Annotated in this window: 15 protein-coding genes; 9 read left to right on the top strand and 6 right to left on the bottom strand. The window is 72.9% G+C overall.

Annotated features, from left to right (window positions below; translation table 11 throughout):
* Positions 1 to 12 precede the first annotated feature (12 nt).
* From ACGFI7_RS27380 to ACGFI7_RS27365, 4 genes are all read left to right on the top strand, one after another.
* Positions 13 to 1,200, top strand: coding sequence for a phosphoglycerate kinase (locus ACGFI7_RS27380; protein WP_393409499.1), 1,188 nt, complete (start codon positions 13 to 15; stop codon positions 1,198 to 1,200).
* A complete protein-coding gene (tpiA, locus tag ACGFI7_RS27375; protein WP_393409577.1) occupies positions 1,197 to 1,979 on the top strand; it encodes a triose-phosphate isomerase in 783 nt (260 codons plus the stop codon). Before ACGFI7_RS27380 ends, tpiA begins: the two co-directional genes overlap by 4 nt.
* Before the next feature lie 99 nt (positions 1,980 to 2,078).
* Positions 2,079 to 2,309, top strand: coding sequence for a preprotein translocase subunit SecG (gene secG, locus ACGFI7_RS27370; RefSeq protein ID WP_393409496.1), 231 nt, complete (start codon positions 2,079 to 2,081; stop codon positions 2,307 to 2,309).
* A gap of 70 nt (positions 2,310 to 2,379) precedes the next feature.
* Positions 2,380 to 2,724: an RNA polymerase-binding protein RbpA gene (locus ACGFI7_RS27365; protein WP_148031269.1), complete on the top strand. Its 345-nt coding sequence runs from the start codon at positions 2,380 to 2,382 to the stop codon at positions 2,722 to 2,724.
* Between the two features lie 143 nt (positions 2,725 to 2,867).
* Here the strand turns inward: ACGFI7_RS27365 and ACGFI7_RS27360 are convergent, their stop codons facing one another.
* On the bottom strand, positions 2,868 to 4,475 hold the full coding sequence (locus ACGFI7_RS27360; RefSeq protein WP_393409494.1) for an amidohydrolase: 1,608 nt from the start codon (positions 4,473 to 4,475) through the stop codon (positions 2,868 to 2,870).
* 83 nt (positions 4,476 to 4,558) lie between these two features.
* On the opposite strand from ACGFI7_RS27360, the gene ACGFI7_RS27355 reads away from it, so the two are divergent.
* Complete coding sequence (locus tag ACGFI7_RS27355) at positions 4,559 to 5,581, top strand: GNAT family N-acetyltransferase (protein ID WP_393409492.1); 1,023 nt, start codon at positions 4,559 to 4,561, stop codon at positions 5,579 to 5,581.
* Here the strand turns inward: ACGFI7_RS27355 and ACGFI7_RS27350 are convergent.
* Positions 5,573 to 6,142 carry a Clp protease N-terminal domain-containing protein gene (locus ACGFI7_RS27350; protein WP_393409490.1) on the bottom strand — a complete coding sequence of 190 codons (570 nt, stop codon included), beginning with the start codon at positions 6,140 to 6,142 and terminating at the stop codon, positions 5,573 to 5,575. The two genes, ACGFI7_RS27355 and ACGFI7_RS27350, sit on opposite strands and share 9 nt — an antisense overlap.
* Positions 6,143 to 6,213: 71 nt before the next feature.
* Between ACGFI7_RS27350 and ACGFI7_RS27345 the strand changes: the two genes are divergently transcribed.
* From ACGFI7_RS27345 to ACGFI7_RS27330, 4 genes are all read left to right on the top strand, one after another.
* Positions 6,214 to 6,975, top strand: coding sequence for a hypothetical protein (locus ACGFI7_RS27345; RefSeq protein ID WP_393409488.1), 762 nt, complete (start codon positions 6,214 to 6,216; stop codon positions 6,973 to 6,975).
* A 73-nt stretch (positions 6,976 to 7,048) separates the two neighbouring features.
* Positions 7,049 to 8,062: an adenosine deaminase gene (add, locus tag ACGFI7_RS27340; RefSeq protein ID WP_393409487.1), complete on the top strand. Its 1,014-nt coding sequence runs from the start codon at positions 7,049 to 7,051 to the stop codon at positions 8,060 to 8,062.
* A gap of 41 nt (positions 8,063 to 8,103) precedes the next feature.
* Positions 8,104 to 10,740 carry a DUF6493 family protein gene (locus ACGFI7_RS27335; RefSeq protein WP_393409485.1) on the top strand — a complete coding sequence of 879 codons (2,637 nt, stop codon included), beginning with the start codon at positions 8,104 to 8,106 and terminating at the stop codon, positions 10,738 to 10,740.
* 221 nt (positions 10,741 to 10,961) lie between these two features.
* Positions 10,962 to 13,208: a hypothetical protein gene (locus tag ACGFI7_RS27330; RefSeq protein ID WP_393409483.1), complete on the top strand. Its 2,247-nt coding sequence runs from the start codon at positions 10,962 to 10,964 to the stop codon at positions 13,206 to 13,208.
* An 80-nt stretch (positions 13,209 to 13,288) separates the two neighbouring features.
* Here the strand turns inward: ACGFI7_RS27330 and ACGFI7_RS27325 are convergent, their stop codons facing one another.
* The 4 genes from ACGFI7_RS27325 to ACGFI7_RS27310 form a co-directional block, all read right to left on the bottom strand.
* Positions 13,289 to 14,833, bottom strand: coding sequence for a polysaccharide lyase family 1 protein (locus ACGFI7_RS27325; RefSeq protein ID WP_393409481.1), 1,545 nt, complete (start codon positions 14,831 to 14,833; stop codon positions 13,289 to 13,291).
* 7 nt (positions 14,834 to 14,840) lie between these two features.
* A complete protein-coding gene (locus ACGFI7_RS27320) occupies positions 14,841 to 15,137 on the bottom strand; it encodes a hypothetical protein (protein ID WP_393409479.1) in 297 nt (98 codons plus the stop codon).
* A 300-nt stretch (positions 15,138 to 15,437) separates the two neighbouring features.
* Entirely contained in the window at positions 15,438 to 16,211 is a 774-nt protein-coding gene (gene pgl, locus ACGFI7_RS27315; RefSeq protein WP_393409478.1) for a 6-phosphogluconolactonase, read from the bottom strand.
* A gap of 10 nt (positions 16,212 to 16,221) precedes the next feature.
* Positions 16,222 to 17,133: a glucose-6-phosphate dehydrogenase assembly protein OpcA gene (locus ACGFI7_RS27310; RefSeq protein ID WP_393409476.1), complete on the bottom strand. Its 912-nt coding sequence runs from the start codon at positions 17,131 to 17,133 to the stop codon at positions 16,222 to 16,224.
* Between the last annotated feature and the right edge of the window lie 28 nt (positions 17,134 to 17,161).

Genomic DNA, 17,161 nt, shown 5'->3' with positions numbered 1-17,161 from the left:
AAGGGAGCCCAGTTGCGCACAATCGACGATCTCGACGTCAAGGGCCGGCGCGTGCTCGTGCGCGCCGATCTCAACGTGCCGCTCGACGGAGAGACGATCACCGACGACGGCCGCATCCGGGCGTCGCTGCCCACCATCAAGGCCCTGGCCGGCAACGGGGCGAAGGTCATCGTCTGCGCCCACCTGGGCAGGCCCAAGGGTCAGGTCAAGCCGGAGTTCTCGCTGCGGCCGGTGGCCCGGCGGCTGGGCGAGCTGCTGGGCCAGGACGTCGCCTTCGCGGCCGACGTGGCCGGCGACGGCGCCCGCGCCACCGCGGAGGGTCTCCAGGAGGGCCAGGTGGCCCTGCTGGAGAACCTCCGCTTCGAGCCCGGCGAGACGGCCAAGGACGACGCCGAGCGCCGCGCCTTCGCCGAGCGGCTGGCCGGGCTGGCCGAGCTCTACGTGGGCGACGGGTTCGGCGCCGTGCACCGCAAGCACGCCAGCGTCTACGACGTGCCGGCGCTGCTGCCGCACGCGGCGGGCGGGCTGATCACGGCCGAGGTCGAGGTGCTGCGGAAGCTGACCGAGGACACCGAGCGGCCCTACGTGGTGGTGCTCGGCGGCGCCAAGGTCAGCGACAAGCTCGGCGTCATCGCCAACCTGCTCACCCGCGTCGACCGGCTGCTCATCGGCGGCGGCATGGCCTACACCTTCCTCAAGGCGCAGGGTCACGAGGTCGGCGGGTCGCTGCTCCAGGAGGACCAGCTCGACCAGGTCCGCGGCTTCCTGTCCGAGGCCCGGGAGCGCGGCGTCGACCTGGTGCTGCCGGTCGACGTGCTGGCCGCCACCCACTTCGACGCCGACGCGCCGTTCGACGCGGTGCCCGCGACCGAGATCCCGGCCGACCGGCAGGGGCTCGACATCGGCCCGCGCACGCGCGAGCTGTTCGCGGCCAAGCTCGCCGACGCCAAGACGGTGTTCTGGAACGGCCCGATGGGCGTGTTCGAGTTCGACGCGTTCGCCGGCGGCACCCGCGCGGTGGCCGAGGCGCTGATCGCCGCCGACGCCTTCACCGTGGTCGGTGGCGGCGACTCGGCGGCCGCGGTGCGCCGGCTCGGCCTGCCGGAAGACGGCTTCTCGCACATCTCCACCGGTGGCGGGGCCAGCTTGGAATACCTTGAGGGCAAGACCCTTCCCGGACTCGCCGCTTTGGAGGACTGACCGTGAGAAAGCCCCTCATCGCCGGCAACTGGAAGATGAACCTCAACCACCTCGAGGCGATCGCGCTGGTCCAGAAGATGGCCTTCGCGCTCAACGACAAGGACTTCGACCGCGCCGAGGTGGCGGTCCTGCCGCCGTTCACCGACCTGCGCAGCGTGCAGACCCTCGTCGACGGCGACAAGCTGCGCATCGTCTACGGCGCGCAGGACCTGTCGGCGCACGACGGCGGCGCCTACACCGGTGAGATCTCCGGCGCCATGCTCGCCAAGCTCGGCTGCACGTTCGTGACGATCGGCCACTCCGAGCGGCGCCAGTACCACCGCGAGGACGACGACCTGGTCAACGCGAAGGTGCTGGCCGCGCTCCGCCACTCGCTGACGCCGATCCTGTGCGTGGGCGAGGGCCTCGACGTGCGCCAGGAGGGCGCCCACTGCGCCCACTGCCTGGGGCAGCTCGAAGGGGCGCTGCGCAAGGTCACCGCCGAGCAGGCGAAGTCGATCGTGGTGGCCTACGAGCCGGTGTGGGCGATCGGCACCGGCGAGGTGGCCACCCCCGACGACGCCCAGGAAGTGTGCGGGGTGATCCGGCAGCGACTCGCGGAGCTGTACGACCCCGATGTGGCCTCCGCGGTCCGTATCCTTTACGGTGGCTCGGTCAAGTCGGCCAACATCGCAGGGATCATGGCTCAACCGGATGTCGACGGGGTGCTCGTCGGTGGCGCCAGCATCGACGCCGGTGAGTTCGTGAAGATCTGCCGATTCGCCGACATGGCAGGCTAACTCAGCCGTTCGGTGGGTGCGACTTGACATCAGGCCGTACCCTCTAGAGGCAAGTTCGAATCGTCATGCGTACCAGACCATTGAAGGACTAGGCATACCGTGGAACTCGGAATCTCCATCGCCCTCATCCTGACGAGCATGCTGATGATCTTGCTCGTCCTGCTCCACAAGGGCAAGGGTGGCGGCCTGTCTGACATGTTCGGCGGCGGCTTCTCGTCGAACTTCGGTGGTTCCTCGGTGGTGGAGCGCAACCTCGACCGGCTCACCGTCATCACGGGAGTGGTCTGGTTCGTCTGCATCATCGCTCTGGGTCTGCTCGTCAGGCCCTGAGGTCAGGCATAGCGCGTGACAGTGATTCTCCCCCCGTGTCTCACGGGGCGATCGAGCGAGGAGTTCATCCGTGGGTAGTGGCAACGCGATCCGTGGCAGCCGAGTCGGTGCCGGTCCTATGGGGGAGGCCGAGCGCGGCGAGGCGGCTCCGAGAGTGCGGGTCTCGTTCTGGTGCGCGAACATGCACGAAACGCGCCCCAGTTTCGCCAGTGACGCGGCGATCCCCGAGCTGTGGGATTGCCCGCGTTGTGGTCTCCCGGCCGGTCAGGATGAGAATGCGCCGCCTGCCCCCCCGAAGAACGAGCCCTACAAGACGCACCTCGCTTACGTGAAGGAGCGCAGGAGCGACAAGGACGGCAAGGCCATCCTCCAGGAGGCTCTGGAGCGGCTGCGCAACAACAAGTCCCCCTGGTAGGGCACAGAGCGGAACAGTGCGGAAAACCGAAGGGCCCCGGCACCGCGCCGGGGCCCTTCAGTGCGTTCAAGGCATGTGTTCAAGGCATGCGCTCATGGGATGCGCTCATGGGATGCGTTCACGGGTGCGTTTTCGGGGCGCGGTCATGGGGCCTCGTGCACGGCCTCGCCGTCGACGAAGGTCATGCGGACCCGGGTGGTCCAGATCTCCGTCTCCGGGAGCGTGAACGGGTCGCGGTCGAGCACCACCAGGTCGGCGGGGCGGCCGGGTTCGATCACCCCGGCGGGGGAGCGGTTGATCCACGCCGAGCCCGCCGTGTACGCGGTCATCGCGGTGGCCAGGTCGATGCGCTGCTCGGGCAGGAACGGCGTCTGCGCCGTCGGGTAGCCGGCGTGCACGGACCCGCCCGGTTCGGTGCGGTTGACGGCGACGTGCATGCCCTGCAGCGGGTCGGCGTTCGACACCGGCCAGTCGCTGCCGGCGCAGAACCGGGTGCCGTGCCGCAGCAGGTCGGCGAACGGATACTGCCAGGAGGAGCGCGGCTCGCCGAGGAAGGGCAGCGTCAGCTCGTCCATCTGCAGGTGGTGGGTGGCCCAGAGCGGCTGCAGGTTGGCCGTCACGCCCAGCTCGGCGAAGCGCGGCACGTCCGACGGCTCGATGATCTGCAGGTGGGCGATGTGGTGCCGGTTGGCCGGGTCGGTTCCGGTGAAGCCGTCGAGCGCCTCGCGCACCGCCCGCTCGCCGATCGCGTGCACGTGCACCTGGAAGCCGAGCCGGTCGAGTTCGGCGACGTACTCCCGGAGCTTGGCCGGGTCCACGTACGACAGGCCGGTGCCGCCGCACCGGCAGTACGGCTCCAGCGTGGCGGCGGTGAAGTTCTCCGTGATGCCGTCCTGCATGATCTTGACGGAGGTGGCGGCGAACCGGTCCAGGCCGTCGGCCAACGCCCGCCGTTCGAGCAGGGAGCCGATCTGGTCGAGGCCGCGGGTGCGGTCCCACCACAGCGCGCCCACCACGCGCGCCCTGAGCCGCCCTGAGCGGGCCGCGGACAGGTAGGCGGGCAACTGGTCCTGTGAGCCCGCGTACGAGCCCACGATGGCGTCCTGCCAGCCGGTGATGCCCAGGGTGAACAGGTGCGCCTGGGCGTCCAGCAGGGCGGCGTCCAGGTCCGCTGCGGCGGGGCGCGGGGTGAGCAGGCCGACCAGGTCCATCGCGCCCTCGTGCAGCACGCCGGTGGGAGTGCCGTCGGGGTCGCGCTCGATCCGGCCGTCGGCCGGGTCCGGCGTGTCCCGGGTGATCCCGGCCAGTTCCAGGGCGCGGGTGTTGACCCAGGCGGCGTGGTGGTCGCGCTGGATCAGGTAGGCGGGCCGGTCCAGGAAGTCGAGCTGCTCGCGCCTGGGCAGCCCGCCGGGGAAGGCGGACATGTCCCAGCCGCCGCCGGCGATCCACTCCTTGTCCGGGTGCGCGTCCGCGTAGGCGCGCACCGCGCCGAGATACTCCCGCAGCCCGTACACCTCCGCGAGGTCGCACGCGGCGCGTTCCAGGCCCGCCTGGACCGGGTGCATGTGCGCGTCGGTGAACCCGGGCGTCAGCAGTCCGCCGTCCAGGTCCACGGTCTCGTGCCGGGGCGCCTGGGCGGCCAGCTCCCGCTCCGCGCCGACGGCGGCGATCACGCCGTCGCGCACCAGGACGGACTCGGCGAAGCCACCTTGCGCGGTGAACACGCGCCCGCCTCTGAAGAGGATGTTCATGCGATCCGTTCTTTCGTCCAGGTAGTTGAGCGGTGAAACACGACGTTAGCGGCAACGTAACAGGTACCCGGCATCCTTCTCATATGGGATTTCTGCGCATCCGTACCACCGTCGACGAGCGTCCGGGACGGCTCGCCTCCCTCGCCTCAGCGCTCGCGGAGCGGGGTGGCAACATTCTCGGCCTGAGCGTCCAGTCCGATCCTGACGGAACCGTCGACGAGTTCGTCGCCGACATCCCCGCGAACCCCGAGACCGTGCGCGACGCGCTCGAGGCGGCCGGTGGCCGGCACGTCCTGGTCGTGCCCGCGACCGCGCACGAGCTGACCGACGAGCCCACCCGCGCGCTGCTGCTGGCCTCCCGGCTGCGCGCCGCGCCGTGGCGGCTGCCCGAGCTGCTGGCGGAACTGCTGCGCGCGGACGACGCCAGGTGGATCTACGGTGACGCGGTGAGCGAGCTGCCTGATCCGACCCAGCTCGTGGTGCCCGTCGCCCCCAAGAGAGCCGTGCGGCTGCGCCGCGCGGAGCTGCCGTTCACGCTGACCGAGGCCGCCAGGGCCGCCTCCTTCGCCCGGCTCGCCCAGCCGCCGGCGGAGCAGGGCGGCGGCGAGCGCGCGCTCAAGCTGCCCGACGGCGCCGAAGTCGTGATCAAGACGCTCACCCCGGTCTACCGTGAAGCGGTACGCGACCTGCACGACCGCTGCTCGCCCGAGTCGCGGCGGTTCCGCTACTTCACCGCGCTGCCGACGCTGCCGCCGCGGATGTTCGAGCGGCTGTGCGACCGCCGGCGCGGCCACTCGATCATCGCGGGCAACGACGGCCAGGTGGTCGCGCTGGCCAACCTCGTCTTCACCGCCGACCCGGGCATCGCCGAGATGGCGTTCCTGGTCGAGGACCGCTGGCAGGGGCGCGGGCTGGGCGCGATCCTGGCCAGGACGCTCGTGCGCCAGGCCCGTGACCTGGGGTACGCCGAGGTCAGGACCTCGATGCTGGCCGACAACGTCCGCATGCGCCGGCTGCTGCTCTCGCTGGGCGCCACGCTCTGCTACACCGACGACCCCGGCGTGGTGGAGGGACGGCTGCCCGTCGGCGTCATGACGTCAGTCTGACGGGCCGGGCTCCGGTTTCGTGCCGAGGTGCCGCTCGATGCGGTCGAGGCTCTCCTGGATCTGCGCGAGCCGCTGGGCCACGGCCGAGCTCGCGGTGAAGTACATCTCGCCCGGACGCTCCTTCGGGCCCCGGCTCAGCCGGTCCAGGACCCGCTGCCGCATCGCCACGAAGTCGGCCCCCGCCTCGGCCAGGGCCTGCGCGCCCATGCCCTGGCCTTCACGCAGCAGGCCGAGCAGGATGTGCTCGCTGGAGATGTAGGTGTGGCGCAGCTGCAGGGCCTCGCGCAGCGACAGCTCCAGCACCTTCTTGGCCCGGGGCGTGAACGGGATGTGGTCCTCCGGGCCGCCCTCGCCGGGGCCGATCTCGCGCCGCACGAACTCCCGCACCTGCTCCAGACGCGCCCCGCAGCCGCCCAGCACCTGCGCGGACACCCCCTCGGGCTCCCGCATGAGGCCCAGCAGCACGTGCTCGGTGCCGATGAAGTTGTGGCCCATGGACCTGGCCTCCTCCTGGGCCATGACCACGACCCGGCGGGCACGGTCGGTGAAGCGCTCGAACACGGGCGGCCTCCGTTCGAGTGGGCTGCCTCCACTATGCGCTAGAAACCGGCCATGTGGGGTATCTCACCTGTGTGGATCTTGACGAGGTGGCGGCTCGGCTGTATGCGCTGCCGCCGTCCGACTTCACCGCCGCGCGCGCCGAGGAGGCGCGTTCGGCCAAGCAGGCGGGCGACGCCGCGCTGGCCCGTGAGATCGGCAAGCTGCGCAAGCCCACCGTCTCCGCCTGGGCCGTGAACCGTGCGGCCCGCGAGCACCCCGGCGAGCTGGACGAGCTGCTGGCCCTCGGCGAGGAACTGCGCGAGGCCTGGGCGTCCCAGGACGCCGACGCGCTGGCCGAGGCGACCCGGCGGCGCGGCGAGCTGACCGGCAGGCTCTCCCGGCTGATCAGGCAGGATGCGGACCTGTCGTCCGCCGCCGTGGCCGAGGTGGACCAGACGCTCGACGCCGCCGTCGTGGACGCCGACGCCGCTGACGAGGTGCGGCGCGGCCGTCTGGCCAAACCGCTCAGCTACAGCGGCTTCGCCCCCGCGCCCGTGACCCGGGGCGCCCCCCGCCGCAAGAAGCCCGCGCCGGAGGAGGACGACGAGCGGGCGGCGCGGCGGGCCGAGATCGAGGCCAGGAAGGCGAAGGAACGCGAGGAGGCCGAGGCCGCGCACCGCGAGTGGAGCGAGGCCCTGGCCGAGGCCGAACGGGAGCACGGCGAGCGCGCGGAGAAGGTGGACCGGCTGGAGAAGAAGCTGGCCAAGGCGCGCAAGCGGCTGGCGGACACGGCGCACCGGCTGGAGGTCGCCCGCCGCGAGGAACGGCACGCCCGCGCGAGGCTGTCCGACTGAACCTGACAATCTGCTGGCAGATTCAGCCGGAAACGCTTCCGGACGGGCCCGGCCCGCGCCTAAGGTCTCCCGCATGGACCTCGACGCCTTCATAGACGCCCTGCCCAAGGTCGAACTGCACGTCCACCTGGTCGGCTCCGCCTCCGTGCCCACCGTGCTCGAACTGGCCCGCCGGCACCCCGACGGCGGCGTGCCCACGGACGAGCGCGGGCTGCGCGCGTTCTACACCTTCCGCGACTTCCCGCACTTCGCCCGCGTGTACAGCGCCGTCAACGCGCTGGTGCGCGAGCCGGAGGACGTCGCGGCCCTGGTCACCGGGCTGGCCCGCGACCTGGCGGAGCAGGGCGGGCGCTACGCCGAGCTGCAGGTCACGCCGTACGCGCACCACGTCACCGGGATCCCGCGAGCGGAGGTCACCCGGGCCCTGGACCTGGCCGCGCGGGAGGCGCTCGCCCGCCACGGGGTCGAGATCGCGTACATCTTCGACATCCCCGGGGAGTTCGGCGAGGAGGCCGCGAAGATCACGCTGGACCACGCTCTGGAGGAACCTCCCAACGCATTGGTAGGTTTCGGCATCGGCGGGATCGAGCAGCGGCGGCCCGCGTACCGCGACGCCTTCCGCGACGCGTTCACCGCCGCGCGGGCCGCCGGGCTCCACAGCGTGCCGCACGGCGGCGAGATGACCGGCCCCGAGACCGTCTGGGAGGTCATCGAGGGTCTCGGCGCCGAGCGCATCGGCCACGGCATCTCCTGCCTGGCCGACCCCCGCCTCGTCGCCCATCTACGTGAGACCCAGATCCCGCTGGACGTCTGCCCTACCTCCAACGTCTGCACCGGTCAGGTCGCCCGCATCGAGGACCACCCGCTGCCGCGCATGCTGGAGGAGGGTCTGTTCGTCACGCTCAACAGCGACGACCCGCCCATGTTCGCCACCACCCTGGCCGGTGAGTACCGCGTGGCGGCCCGCGCGCTCGGGCTGGGCCGCGCGGAGCTGGCGCAGCTGGCCCGCAACGCGGTGACGGCGTCCTACCTGGCCCAGGAGCGCAAGCAGGCGCTCCTGGCCGAGATCGACGCCCTCGTCGCCTGACGGACCCGCGATTGTCGGAGGGACCCCCTAAGGTCCCGATCATGACGAACGCCTGGGAAGAGGTCAGGGCCGCCATCGAGGCGGAAGACCTGCCCGCCGTGGCCAAGCTGGTGACGGGGCTCGACGACGAGCAGCGCCGCGAGGTGGCCGCCGCGCTGCCGGGACACCTGCCCGTCGCGCAGGAGACCGGCCGGCGCAGGGAGCACGAGCGCGCCGAACGGCGCATGGCCGCGGTCCGCGAGCTCGCCGGCAGGACGGGCCGGGCGATGTACGAGTTTCCGGAGTACTACGACCACGACGCCTGGTGGCGGACTGAGCTCTGGATCGAGCCGATGCGGGTCGCCGGGGCCGCCACCATCGCGGGCGCCGCAGCCGTCGCCACCTGGCTCACCAGGCCCGCGCTGCAGCGCCGGCTGGAAGCGGCCCACCTCGACGACGTGCCGATCATCCTCGACGTCGTGTCGGCCCGGCCGGTCGCCTGGCAGCAGGACCTCGCCGTACGGTTCGCGCTGCGGCTGCGCGGCGCCCGCCCCGCCCGCGACCGGCGCGTCCGGCTCGCCCTGGAGCTGCTGCGCCGCACCGGCACGGCCCCGCCCGCGCACGACCCGCTCACCCTGGCCTGGATCGTCGGCACCCCCCTCGACCGGCTGCCCGGCGACCCGCTCCTGGACACGATGGCGCCCAGGTTGTTCGAGACCGAGGGCGCGGGCCGGCTGCTCGGCGAGGACGCCTGGGCCGCCGCGCTCGCCGAGCTCGCCCGTACCGGCAGGATCGCGCGGCAGGAGCTGCTCGACGGCTGCGTCACCCGGTTCCTGCGCGGCGGCGAGGCCGCCGACCTGCGCTTCTTCGTCCATCTCCACGAGCGGCTCGACCCCGCGCCCGAGGAGATCGCCGACCGCCTGGGCGACTACCTGGCGCTGCTGCCCGCGTCCCCGGCCAACGTCGCCGACCTGGCGCTCAAGCAGGTCCGGCGGGGCGGTCCGGTGCCCGCGGCCGACGCCGGAGAGGCCGTCCACGGTCTGCTGTTCCGCAAGGAGGGCAAGCTCGTACGGGCCGGTCTGTCCTGGCTCGACCGGCTCCTCAAGGACGGCGACGAGGACCTCGACGGCTACGCGCCCGCGCTGGCCGTCGCCCTGCTCTGCGAGGCCGCCGCCGCCCGCGAGCGCGCGGTGCGGCTGGCCGTCAAGCACGCGGCCCGGTTCGGGCCGGCCGGGGCCGAGACGCTGCGCGAGGCGGTGGCGACGCTCCCCGCCCACGAGGGCGCCGCGCTGGCCGCGGCCTTCGGCGGCGACGTGGCGGCGGAGCCGGAGCCGGAGATGTTCACGCCCGGCACGCTGCCGCCCGCGCCTCAGGCCGCCCCGATGCCGCCGCCGCTCCGCACTCCCGGCGAACTGGGCACGTTCCTGCCCAAGGAGTCCGACTGGCTCAGGACCGAGCGCTGGCTGGACGGATTCGTCCGGCTCGTCGCGGGGCCGGAGCGCGGCCTGCTGCCCGCCGCGCTGGCCCGGCACGCGACCCCGGACAGCGACTTCAGGGGAGAGCCGTGGTGGCACGCGCACATGTGGGCCGGCGCGATGGTCAGGGAGCTGGCTGATCCGGGGGTGGAGAGCCGGATCCGGGACGCCGTCCCGGTGGCGAGACGGATCCCGGAGATGATCTACGCCGCGGTCTGGAAGCTGATGCCGCTCATCCGGTACGCCGAGGTCTACCAGGCCCTGGTCGAGCGGCGGCTGCCGCCGTACCTGCTGGCCACGCCCACCCGGGTCAACGGGCTGCTCGACCCGGGGACGCTGGTGGAGCGGCTCGAAGGCTACGAGCGGGCCGGCGTCGAGGCGCTGCCCGTGGACCTGCGGCAGGCGCTGCTGCGGCTGGGGCGGGCCGTCGACCCCGAGGTGGCCGCCCGCGCGGCGCGGCTGACCGGCGCGGCCGGACGCCGGGTCGCCCGCTGGCTCACCGACCGGCCCGCCGACCCGCTGGTGACGCTCCGCAGCGGGGAGCACCAGGGCAGGTCCTACATGTTCTCGGAGTTCTCGTCCGGGCCCGAGCATCAGGAGGTGCTGGGCGACCTGCTGGTGCACCGCTGGCACGCGGAGAACCTCGGCCGGACCCTCGCCGTCTTCGCCGGGCACCGGGAGCTGGCCGCCGCCCGCTGCGTGCGGCCACCGGCGGAGTACCGGCACTACGGCGCGTACGAACCTGCCGACTTCGCCCTGCTGGCCGGCGGCGACGGCCCGGCGGGGCCCGGGATGTCGTTGATGCTGGCGTACTCCCTGGCCGACGGCGGGGAGCGGGCGGTGCAGGCGTTCCTGCGACTGGCGGCAGGGCGCGGTGTGGCGGGGGAAGAGGTCGGCCGCCGGCTCACCGAGGTGCTGCGGCACAGCGGGGAAGGGCCGGCGCACGCTCTCGCCGCGCTCGGGGAGGCGGCTGAGAAGGGCGCGCACCGGGAGGTGTGGGAGGTGATGGCCGGCTGGCTGACCGCCTCCCTGCCGGGGTCGGGGGAGCGGGCCACCACGGGGCACACCCGGATGGTGACGCTCGCGGCCGACGTGGCCTCCTGGGCGGGCGCGCGGGGCGAGTTGCCGGTGATCGCCGAACTGGCGAGCCGCCGACGCGGCAGCGAACTGGTCCGCCAGGCCCGCCGCCTGCACGCCTTCCTCACCGGATCCTCGCCCGCCTGACGCCGCAGGGAGGCGTGGTTCCGCCGTTCTCGCGCAGGCCTGCCCTCACCACAGCACGCCCGCCTGCCTGGCGTGGTTCCGCCGTTCTGGTGCACGCCTGTCTCCGTCACACCCCGCCCGCCTGTCTCGCGATGGGTTGATCGTTTTTCTGGCGGCTCGGTAGGGTGGGTCGCCTTTCGTTCGGTCCTGGTCCACTCGTTCCCCTTTCCGGGAGAGGTCCCGTGCGCCGTTACCGTTTCGGCTGGATCGCCGCTCCGATCGCCGTCGCCTTCGCGGGCGCCGCCGTGGTCGCCGGCGTCTTCGCGCTGGTCACCGGCGACGCCGCCGTGCTGCGGGCGCTCGTCGTGCGCGGCTGGGGCCAGGAGCTGGTGCCCTTCACCTGGTGGGTGGAGGCCATCGTGGTCGGGGGCGGGATCCTGACCGGCTGGACCCTGTGGCAGATCCTGCGCGGGCGGCGGGCCGGAGAGCCGCCCGTCCTGGCGCGGCCGGTGCGGCTCTTGCGGGCCGCGCTGTACGTGAGCCTCGCCTCCTCCTTGGTGTACGAGGCGCCGATCCCGTACCAGTGGTGGCTCGAACTGCCCGGCACGTTGACCCAGTTCGCCATCGTCTGGCTGTTCTTCGTGGTCCTCGCCGGATCCATCCCCCGGTGGCTGCGGATCGTGGCGCTCGTGGCGGGCCTGGCCGACACCGCCGTGGACCTGGTCGCCACTATCGCCTACGGCCTGGGGCAGCACTGGGACCTGCCGTCGCTGAGCAACGTGCCCTACCTGCTGTGGCTGGTGCCGGTGCTGATCGGGCAGGCCCGGGACGGGCGCTGGAGCCGGGGCACCGTGCGGGCGGGCATGGTCGCGGCGGTGCTGGCGTCGCTGTCGTCCGGGTCGTTCATGATCGTCGCGTTCGGCGGCGGCGCGGACCGCGGCACGGTGATCCTGATGGCCCGCGACATCCTGAGCGTGTTCACGCTGATCTGGATGGCGCGCACGGCCCACGAGCCGGCCGGGCCGCCGACGGAGCCGTCCGCGCGCCGGGACGAGCGGGCGGCGGCGCGCCCGTGGCCCCTCGCCGCCGTGGCCGTGGTGCTGCCGTTGGTCCCCGCCGCCGTCAACCTCGTTCAGGGGATGCCCTTCTGGATCGGCCCCAGGGGCGCGGTGGACGCGTTCTTCCGCGAGTACTCCAGTCACGCGGCGAGCCTGGCCTGGGTCGCCGTGGATCTGCTCGTCGGCGCGGGCGCCCCGGCCGTGCTCGTCCTGGTCGCCGTCATCCGCAGGAGCCGGCGGCTGCTGACCGGCACGATGCTGTCCCTGGTCCTCGCCGCCGCGGCGGGCGTCGTGACGGCGCTCACGATGCGGCCGGAGGAGGACTGGCAGCTCATCCCCGAGATGACCGAGCACCGGCTCGCCGTCTACCCGGCCGGGCAGTTCGGCGGGGGCCAGGACGGGCAGCTCGTGTTCGGCCTCTCGCCGCTCTGGTACAGCGCGGCGCTCGCGGCCTCCGCCCTCGTCCTGTTCTTCCTGTACGCGGCCCCGCCCGCCCGCCCGAGGCGCCGGGTGCTCGCGGCGGCGCTCGCCACGGCCGTGGCGCTGGGCTTCGTCCCGGCCGCCGACGGGTCCCCGGGCGCGGTCACCACCGCCGCCGACTGCGCGCCGCCGGACCACTGGCGGACGACGGTGGAGCCGCCGCCGCTCGCGGGCGAGCGCGCGTTCATCTGCCAGGTACGCACCCGCCAGGCCCTGGACTTCCCCGCCGGCACGCCCGACCAGGTGCTGCTCGCCCACGGCCGCCGCCTGTGCGGCGTCTACACCCGGAACGACCCGCGCGAGCTGGCCCAGGTGGAGGCCGAGGAAGGCGTGCGGGTCCAGGGGATGTACTGGGCGATAGCCGACATCTGTCCCGCCGCTGCGGCGAAGGTCAAGGCCGAGCGGGCCGCGGACGACCAGGAGTTCGCCGCGTTCCAGGCCGAGGAGCGGGCCAAGTGCGCCGCCGCCCCGCGCCACCGTCCGCTCATCGAGCCCGTCAAGGCGGTCACGCCCGACGACCCGGTGTGGCCGGAGATCGGGCTGGAGATGTGGGACTCGGCGGCCACCGGCGACTCCACCGGCCGCCGGGACGGCCTGGTCGAGTCCGGCCCCGGGCACCTGAGGGTGTCCGTGGACTCCGAGTACCACGTCTGCGTCACCCTGGAGACCTACTCCCGTCGCCCGCCGGTGGAGACCAAGGGCTGGGGCCACGTCACGGAGGCCGGCTACATCAGCACGGACGGCGAGCTGGTGTTCCGCGACGGCCTGGCCGGCATCGTGCTGCCCGACCTGTCGCTCGACGGCCGCCGGGGCTCCTACCGCATCCGCGTCCATCACGCCTGGGTTCCCTGGAAGGGCGAGGAGAGAGGCACCCAGCGGCTGCTGATCATGGCGTACCCGGGGAAGAGCGACAAGCTCGTCACCTACCGCAAGCCCGCGGGCAGCCGGTGAGAGCCCGCGACCTTCCACGACGAGCCGAAGGGCGGGGCGCCCGGAGGCGGCCCCGCCCCGGTCAGGCGGCGAGCCGGTCGCTACCCGGCGTAGGTCTCGAACTCGGCGACCCGCGGCGTGCCGGACGACCCGGTGATCCTGAAGGTGATCTTCTTCAGCGTGGTGGGGGAGAAGGTGATCGTGCCCGCCCCGCTGCCGGAGGCCAGCACGGCGGAGTTGTCGTGGTTGACGACCTGCCAGGATCCGATGGACGAACCCGACGCCTCACGGATGACGATCCTGGACACCGTCTTGGCGCTGCCCCACTTGACCGAGATGTCGCCGGTCGAGCCGTTGGGGGACCAGTAGGTGCCGGTGTCGCCGTCCACCACGTTGCCGTAGCTCGTGCCGGAGGCCTTGCTGGAGCCGTCAGCGCCGGCTCCGATGCTGAGGTTGGGGCCGCCCTGGGTCGGGGTGACCGTCGGGGTCGGGCTGGAGGTCGGCGTGCTCGTGGGGGTGTTCGTCGGTGACGGCGACTGCGGCGTGCAGCTGCCGTCCGACACCCGCAGGCCCTTGTTGGCGCCCGCCGTCTGGCTGACGACGCTCGGCACGCACGAGGCCCCGTCCATGCTGTAGGAATACGGGACGCTGACGGAGGTGTTCGACTGGGGGTTCGGCCCGGCCGGGTTGGTGTCGCCGCTGCGGGCGGACCAGGTCACGTTGTCGAAGATGTTGCCGCTGACCTGCCAGTAACCGGCCTCGTCGGTGTAGAAGGTGCCCAGGACGTCCTTGGAGTTCCTGAAGTAGTTGTTCTCCACCTTGGCCCGCCCGCCGGCCCGGGAGTTGATGCCGGACTCGTGGAGGCTCACGTACGAGTTGTTGTAGATGTGCGCGATGCCGCCGCGCAGCAGGGGCGTGCGCGAGTCGATGTTCTCGTACAGGTTGTGGTGGAAGGTGACGTAGCCGTTCGAGCGGTCGCTCTCACTGGATCCGATGAGCCCGCCGCGGCCCGAGTTGCGCAGGATGCTGTACGACAGCGTCACGTACTGGGTGTTGTCCTTCATGTCGAAGAGGCCGTCGAACCCCTCCGACTCGCCGCCCGAGGCTTCCAGAGTGACGTGGTCGACCCAGACGTTGCGTACGTCGCTCTCCATCCCGATGGCGTCGCCGCCGTTGGACGTGGGGGAGCCGGACTTCTTGACGTTCCGTACGGTCACGTTCTGGATGATGATGTTGCCGGCCTCGCGGATGTGGATGCCCAGCTGGTCGAAGACGGCGCCGTTGCCGACGCCGACGATCGTGACGTTGCTGATCTGCTTGAGCTCGATCACGCCGGCGGCGGTGTTGCAGCTGTTGCCGGACACCTTGCTCGTGTTGCCGTGGTTGATGGTGCCTTCGACCTGGATGATGATCGGGGTGCTGCTGCTGGCCCGGTTGCACAGGGCCGTGTGGATGGCGGTCCCCGTCGTGGCCCGGACCGTCTGCCCGCCCGCGCCGCCGGTGGTGCCGCCGTTGGCGGTCGCGTAGCCGGTGACGCCGCCGGCGGCCGCCGAGGCTTGCATGGCCGGGGCGGCCAGGCCGATCGCGGCCGCGACGGCAGCCGTGGTCAGCACGGCCGGGAGTCGCCATGCGACTGGTCGTCTCATCCTTGTCTTACCTCTCTCTTCTCAGGCTGGGGGGTCGGGTCTGTGGTGGTGCGGCCCGTTTGGACCAGGCGCCGGTGCCGCCTGCGGGGGCGTCGACGGTGAACCGGGCGTGCGCGCCCGTGGTGTTGTCGCCGTCGCAGGAGCCGCTGCCGGTGTGGCCGGACCAGTTGGACTCGACGGCGCCGGTGCAGGCCGCAGGGGCGGTCTCGGCCTCGTACCGGGTGGTGGCCGCGGACGCGGGCGACACCGCGGCGAGGGCGCCGGCCACGAGCGCGGCGCAGGCGGTGACCATTCCGAGGCGCATCGGCCAACTCCTTGGTAAGCGCTTTCCGAAGTGCTGCCGACTCAAGCACAGCACCGGGATCACGGGAAGCCGGACAAACCACGGCCCCTGCACCAGAGGCGCTCGGGCGCTGCCTCCGCGACCGCTGCGGACCGAAGGTCGGCGCAGGTCGGCGAGGGTGCGGGAAAGCGACGGGAGAGCCGGGCCCGGGTCGGCCGGAGCGCTGAAACTTTCATCATCGGCGCGCCGGGCTCACGTCCGGGCGCCGCACACACGCGAGCGCCCGCCGGCGTCGTGCCGGCGGGCGCTCGCGGTCTCAGATCAGGGGGAGGCGATGCGGCCGAGACCGAGCGGGATCTTGCCCGCCGCCGCTCGGTCGAGCAGGAACAGCGTGCGCCCCCGGGCCCGCGCGCCCGCCGCCGGGACCTGCACCGGGCCGGACTCCGACAGGGCCAGGCGGACCGCGCCCGACTTCTCCTCGCCGGCCGCCACGACCCACACCTCGCGCGAACCCTGGATCGTCGGCAGCGTCAGCGAGATCCGGGTCGGCGGCGGCTTCGGCGCGCCGTGCACCGCCACCACCGGCCGGGTGTCGTAGAGGGCGGGCATCCCCGGGAACAGCGACGCCACGTGGGCGTCGGGCCCCATGCCCAGCAGCATCACGTCGAAGCTGGGCGCCGGCCCGTGGTCCTCCGGCCGGGCGGCCTTGGCCAGCTCGGTGGCGTAGGCGTCGGCCGACTCCTCCGCCGACAGGCCCGAGTCGGGCCCGGCCATCACGTGCACCCGCGACGGGTCGACGTCCACGTGGTCGAGCAGCGCCTCCCGGGCGCCTGTCTCGTTGCGCTCCGGGTCGCCCGACGGCAGGAAGCGCTCGTCGCCCCACCACAGGTCGAGCCGCCGCCAGTCGACGGCGTCACGGGCCGGGGTGTCGCGGATCGCGGTCAGCGTCGCGATGCCGACGCTGCCGCCGGTCAGCACGAGCGACGCCGAGCCCTTCGCGGACTGCACGTCGACCAGCCGGGTGATGATCCGCGCCGCCACGGCCTTGGCCAGCACATCGGCATTACGGTGCACGACAACAGTGGGAACGCTCACCTGTATCACCTTAGTGGGCGTAGGTGCGGGCGAGCCGCTTGACGGCCTGCTCGTAGGTCTCGTCGGAGTCGAGCCGGCGCAGCTCCTCGGCCAGCAGCTCCGAGAGCTGGCGCCGGGCCAGGGCGACGTGCCGGTCGGGCTGGCCGGGCCGCGACAGCGTCGCCACCCGGGCGTCCTCGCGCATCACCGACAGCTCGCCGTCGTCGATCGTGAGGCGCACCTCGGTGAGGCCGGGCCCGCCGGACTCGGTGACGCCGATCTGGACGCCGAGCCGCTCCGACAGCCAGGCGGCCAGCAGCGGGCCGCTCGGGTTGCCGGCCGCGCCGGCGACCTGGCCGCCGTACACCTTGCCCACCGGCTGGTCGAACGCGGCCGCCAGCAGGCTGCGCCACGGGGTCAGCCGCGCCCACGCCAGGTCGGTGTCGCCGGGTGAGTAGCCCTTGGCCCGGTCGCTCAGCGCGGCGACCCCGTCGGCGGCGGCCCTGGCGTCGGTGAGCCGCCGCTGGGCGAGCGCCCCGATGGCGTCCGCCGACGGCACCTCAGGAGCGCGGCTGGGCCACCAGGCGACCACGGGCGTGTCGGGCAGCAGCAGCGGGCTCACCACCGAGTCGGCGTGGTCGGTCAGCTCCCCGTACAGCCGCAGCACCACCGTCTCGCCCGGCGCCGACTCGCCGATGCGCAGCTCGGCGTCGAGCCGGTTGGCCTCGTCGGTCTCCCGGTTGATCACCACGAGGATGCGCGACGGGTGCTCGCGCGCCGCCTCCGTGGCCGCGCGTATCGAGTCGTACTGGTCGCGCTCCTCGCACACCACCACCAGCGTCAGCACCATGCCGACCGCGGGCGCGCCCATCTGGTGGCGCAGCTGCGTGAGCTGGCTGGAGATCTTCCCGGCCGTCGTGTCGGCCAGCATGAACGTCGTCACGAGCTCTCCTCGGCAGGTCGCGCGCCGC

The organism is Nonomuraea sp. NPDC048826, from assembly GCF_043198225.1.
In the GTDB taxonomy this organism is placed as follows: Bacteria; Actinomycetota; Actinomycetes; order Streptosporangiales; family Streptosporangiaceae; genus Nonomuraea.
The sequence above is the reverse complement of the archived record's forward strand: the minus strand, read 5'-3'. Positions and strand labels throughout refer to the sequence as shown.